The 6,293-nt window shown below is 42.0% G+C and carries 1 protein-coding gene; it reads left to right on the top strand.

From position 1 onward, the window contains the following. The coding region (locus AAGC65_RS26135; protein WP_343115386.1) for an amino acid adenylation domain-containing protein at positions 1-6,293 on the top strand (6,293 nt) is incomplete at both ends.

The following is a 6,293-nucleotide window of genomic DNA, read 5'->3' as shown; positions in this document are numbered from 1 at the left end:
GTGAGGTGAGCCTTTTGCGGGATGCAGAATACGAGGAACTGGTTTACGGACGAAATGAGACGGGGCAGGCTTATGATACGGGAGCCACGCTGAGCAGGCTGTTTGAGGAACAGGCAGCCCAGACCCCGGATGCGGTAGCGGTGGTTTACGAAGGAATGCGGCTGAGCTACCGGGAGCTGAATGAAAAGAGCAACCAGTTATCGCGATATATCCGTGCGGAATATGCAAGTCGTGTAGGATTGGAGTTTTCGGCGGGGACGCTGGTGGGATTGTATGTAGACCGTGGATTGGAGCTGGTGATCGGGATACTTGGGGTGTTGAAGGCGGGCGGGGCGTATGTACCGCTGGATATCGGATCTCCGCAGGACAGGCTGGATTATTATCTTGAAGACACGGGAGTAGAGTTGCTGCTGACGCAGCGGAAGCTGGTGGAAGATGGTCTGGTACACCTGCCGGAAGATAAGGTGGTTCTGATAGATCAGGACGCGGAGTTGTATGTTACTGAACAGATGAGTAACCCGGGAAGTTTAAGTGGCCCGGGCGACCTGGCCTACGTCATTTACACCTCCGGCACAACCGGGAAACCTAAAGGTGTAATGATTGAACATCATAGTGTGGTAAATACCATTTACGCATTGTTTGATGTATACGACGTTAATAGTATAACAAGAGTAACAGCGTACACATCATATGTATTTGATGTTTCTGTTTCCGAATTATTTGCCAGCCTTTTACAGGGGCTTGAGCTACATGTTTTATCTAATACTACCAGGCTGGATAGTGCAGTGCTTTCCGATTATATTATTGATAACAAGATCAATCTGGTGTACCTACCTCCCGTTTTGTTGGGTGAACTCCCTGTAAAAAACTATCCTGATCTGAAATGTATAATATATGCCGGAGAGCCATGCCCTAAAAATATCGCACAAGTGTGGTCAGGCAAGGTAAAGCTGTTTAATTATTATGGCCCTACAGAGGCCAGTATTTATGCTACGGGCATGCAAATACAAACAGCTGAAACGGAACAAATAGGATTACCTATACAAAATGTAAAAGCCTATGTGATTGATGCCTATGGTAATCCGGTACCTCAAGGTGTTATCGGGCAACTACATCTTGGAGGGGGCGGCCTGGCAAGGGGATACCTGAATCGGCCGGAATTGACTGATGAGCGATTTATTGCAAATCCTTTTACATCATCTGAGGATAACGAAAAGGGTTACAATCGTCTATATAAAACCGGCGATCTTGTCAAATGGTTACCCAACGGGAATTTAATGTATATCGGCAGAAACGATAACCAGATAAAACTTCGCGGGCACAGGATAGAATTGGGCGAAATAGAAAATGCAATGATGAAGATTGATGGGATCAGGCAAAGTTGTGTATTGCTCAAAGAAAACCAAACGTCATCAGGCAGCAATAAATATCTTGTTGCTTATTATGTATCAGAAAATGCAGGCCATGTTTTGTCAAACGACAGTATTACAGATCGTCTGTTGATGTTATTGCCAGCATATATGTTGCCGGATCTGTTGGTATCAGTCGAATCATTCCCAATGACCGCAAATGGAAAAATTGATAAAGCCAACCTGCCGGAAGCCCGATTTACAGATAACCATCAGCATGGACAGACCTACACCGGGTTGGAGGAAAAGATTTGTCAAATATACGCGGACGTACTGGGAGTACCTGCCGCGGTTATAAGTATCCATCAGAACTTTTTCAGGATAGGTGGAAACTCTATTTTAAGCATTAAGTTAAAACAAAAATTAAATGAATTGAGTGAGTTTAAGCATATCAGCGTTGCCGATCTGTTTAAATACAATACTATAGATAAACTGATTCAAAGTATAAACAAGCCGGCTGAATCAGGATATACTATACAAGATATTGGAGTAGCTGCTTTTTCACATGAAGTAGCTATTGTGGGTATGTCCGGTGCTTTTAGTGGCGCGGATAATCTGGAAGAGCTTTGGCGCCTTATAGCTAATCAGCAGGAAGGAATAAGATTTTATAGTAAAGAAGAATGCCAGCAATTAAATGTAGATGAATCTTTACTGGCAGATCCTGACTTTGTGCCCGTTGCCGGTAAAGTTAAAGATATAGAACTATTTGATCCGTCATTTTGGGAAATTTCTCCCAATGAAGCCAGGCAATTAGATCCGCAGATCCGCAAATTTATGGAGCATAGCTGGTTTGCATTAGAATCTGCCGGATATATCAGTTCTGATAAAGATGTGATAGGAGTGTTTGCCGGCAGCGGGGCCAGCAGTTATTTTTATAATCATATTCTGCAGGGGCAACACGCAGATCAATTGAATATGTGGGAGGCTTCCTTAGCCAACAGTAAAGACGCGCTCGCTACAAAAGTTGCATTTCACCTGAATACATCGGGACCGGCAAATTCAATTAATACGGCATGTTCAACAAGCCTTGTTGCCGTGGTAGAAGCCTGTAAAAACCTGCAATTGGGTACTTGCAGTCTTGCACTGGCTGGCGGAGTATCATTTTATATGCCCAATCAGGTTGGCTATATTTATGAAACGGGGATGATCCTTTCAAAAGACGGGCATTGTAATACTTTTGATAAAAGTGCCTCAGGTACTACTGCTGGTTCAGGAGTTGGAGTAGCGGTACTGAAACGGCTTGAGGACGCTGTGCGTGATAAAGACGACATTATTGCGGTGATAAAAGGTTATGCGACAAATAATGATGGCGCGCGCAAAACTGGTTATACAGCACCTTCGCTGGTCGGACAAACGGAGTGCATCGTCAACGCTCAAAAAATGGCAGGCATCAGTTCAGATGAACTGGATTATGTTGAATGTCATGGTACCGGAACAAGTTTAGGTGATCCTATAGAGATCAGAGCGCTTCACGACGCGTTCCAACTCAATCGCGGCAGTGAAAACAAACCTGCACAAAAGGTTGTCATCGGAGCAATTAAGGCCAATATCGGGCATACAGATTCGGCTGCCGGAATAGCTGGATTACTCAAAGTATGTACCATGCTGAAGCACCAGACCCTTACCGGGCAGGTCAATTTTGATGAACCCAACGAGGAGTTGCAGTTAGATCAAACCAATTTTGAAATTATCAAAGAGAACCGGTTCTGGACACCTCAAGCTAAGCAAAGAATAGCAGGCATCAGCTCATTTGGAATTGGGGGCACCAATGCACACATTATTGTTGGCGATTATGATATGGCAGATGATAAAACTCGAACAATGACGGCCACAGAAATCGACAATTCTGTTCAGTATGTAATTCCGATATCAGCAAAAAGCAGGCAGTCATTAGAAAAATATCAGCAAACATTATTGCATTACCTAACCAAAGCCGGGGAGGTAACCACTCTGCCAAGCCTGAAGGATATTGCCTTTACTTTACAGAAAAAAAGACGTCATTTTGACTTCCGGAGTGCTTACCGTGTAGCCAGTTCAAAGGAGCTTATCGATAAATTACGTTTAAAATCTCCGATTGCCATTGCAAACCCTGAAAGTAGCAGCCGGGTAGTGTTTATGTTCCCAGGTCAGGGTTCCCAGTATAATTTGATGGCACGTGACTTGTACGAAAATGTGCCTTTTTTTCGTAATGAAGTAGATGCCATTTTAATTATAGCAAATAAATACCTGGATATAGAGCTTGATCAATTCCTGTATCCTTCTGATCCATCAATATCGTACAATATTGATGAAACACAATGGGCACAGCTTGCTTTATTTACATTGGAATATGCCCTTGCGAAATATCTGGAACATACCGGTATTAAAGCCGACGCCTACCTTGGGCATAGTATAGGCGAGTTTGTAGCTGCGGCATTATCTGGTGTTTTCTGTTTGGAAGACGCAGTCAAGCTCGTTATTAAACGGGGGCAGCTAATGCAGTCAATGGCTTTGGGAAGTATGATCGCTGTAAATGCCGATTTAGAATTCTTAACGCCAATGTTAAAAGAATTTAAATGCGAAATTGCCGTTATCAACACCAAAGAGGATATCGTGCTTTCAGGTGAAACAGCTGATATTTTTTCATTTAAACAGGCTTTAGATCAACGTGCCATACCTGCTGTCATCCTAAATACTTCTCACGCATATCATTCCCGAAGTATGGAAGTGGCAGCGAATAAATTCAAAGAGGTTTTCCGGCATATCAAACTCAATGTCCCCGATAAGGATTTTATATCCAATATAAACGGATTAATTGCTGGTGAAGAAGTAGCTAATCCTGAATATTGGTGTGCACAACTCAGAAGCACCGTTCAGTTTGCAAAGGGTATCCATACCATATCTGCCAGGTACCACCATAGAGTGACTTTTATAGAAGTAGGACCGGGCAAAGGTCTTGGCTCTTTTATAAATAAATATAAAAAGAACAGCGGCTATAAAACTTTGGAGGCTGTACAATTGCTGCCCTCTGCAAAAGAGGCGGTGAGTGCTGAAAAACAAGGGATTCGTTTAAGTTTTAATGAGGATGTTTTGGCAATCCTGTGGATGAATGGACTGATAGCTGAGCCTAATGATGATGCCTTGCTGCAATCAGGACGGTTAGATCCTACCATGCCAGTTTACCAGTTTAATTATCAAAAATACTGGTTAGAGAGCAGCGGCAAAAAAATAACGGATGACGCTTTGCAGTTGCTACCCAAAGAAAAATGGCTAAGTGCTCCTGTATGGTCTGCTGTAGGTAATTTGAATCAAGATCAAAATACAAATGGGTTTGTGTTTGATAACGCGCTGATTTTTTTAAGGGAAGATCAACTAAATGGATTTGATTTTTCGGCCTTTGCCAAACGATCCTTATTAGTAGTATGCAGTACTGATTACCATGTTGCCACTGTCGAGGAAAAGAAATTGATCAGGATTAATCCTGAAAATGAGCTTCATTTTCAGATGCTTATCGAGCACCTAAATACCCATCGTTATCTTTTTGATACTATAATACATGTTTCATCAATTGATAATAATGCCAACTTTGATACAGCACTGCATTATAGCTTCTACTCGCTATTCTTAATTCGTCAATATCTGCTGAATGATCTGGCGATGAAGAACTTGTTGGTACTGACGAATAATTTATCTCAGATAACCAACGAAGATAAGATCTGTGCCGCTAACGGTACTTTAGTCGGCGCGGTAAGAAATATCAATCACGAATTGCCTAATCTGGATGCCCGTGTCATAGACATTGGTTTGGCCAATGACACTACGGTTTCTTATTTATTACAGGTTTATAATGATACATCGTCTGGTAAACCTGAAGAATTAATCGCTTTCAGGTTTGGCAAATTATGGAAACAGAAGTACGATAAGATCAGCCCATTACCGCCTGCACAGCATACGATTGCTGATGGGGATATCATATTGGTTACCGGAGGCTTGGGAGGCGTTGCATTATCACTTGCAAGACATATTGCTGAAAGACACAAAGTAATCTTTATTCTGGTAAGCAGAAATACTTTGGACACGCAAGGCGATTCGGAATATATCAAAGAGAAAAAACAGATTATTAATGAAATATCGGCAAACGGATCTTCTGTGGAAGTTGTTTGTGCCGACATCTCAGAAAGGTTAGAGGTAAGTGCGCTGACCGATCGTATCAAAACTGTTTATGGTAATCTAACCGGTATTATTCATACTGCAGGAGTTGTGCCATTGAGCTTATCGGAATATTCTTTAACAAATATTAAGACCGCATTTAAAGGTAAGGTATATGGAATAGATGCGATTATGGATTATGTAGATATAACAAAGCTTAAATATGTTGTTGCTACATCATCATTAGCCAGTATTATGGGCGATGTTAATCGTATTGAATATTGTGCATCTAATAGTTTTCTCGATTATTTATCTGTAGACAAACAGCGATTTAAGCGTACGCGTTTTCTTACAATTAATTGGCCTGGGTGGTCAGATACGGGTATGATCAAGGCAGATGATAACGACTTGCCTGATAGTATGAGTAGACTGCAAAGATTGCAAAAGCTGATGTTTCTTAATTCTGTAAAACAGCAAGAGGGCGCGGGTTTATTTTACCAATTAATCAATCAGCCTGGTTATGAGCAGGTAATTATTTCTAAGCTCGATATAACCGACCTGAAGAACAAACTTTTTTCGGCGGGTAAAATCAAAACTGAAAATATCCGGGTTACCTTGTCAGATGAGGACTATTCTCCGGAAGAACTGCAATTGGCGCAGCTATTTGGTGAGGTTCTGGGATTGGAGCAACTTTCTGTCCGGGATGAATTTTTCAGACTGGGGGGAAATTCGATCCTGGCGATCCAGTTGTCGCAC

Source organism: Mucilaginibacter sp., assembly GCF_039207105.1.
In the GTDB taxonomy this organism is placed as follows: Bacteria; Bacteroidota; Bacteroidia; order Sphingobacteriales; family Sphingobacteriaceae; genus Mucilaginibacter.
This window is presented reverse-complemented; position numbering and strand designations above follow the sequence as displayed.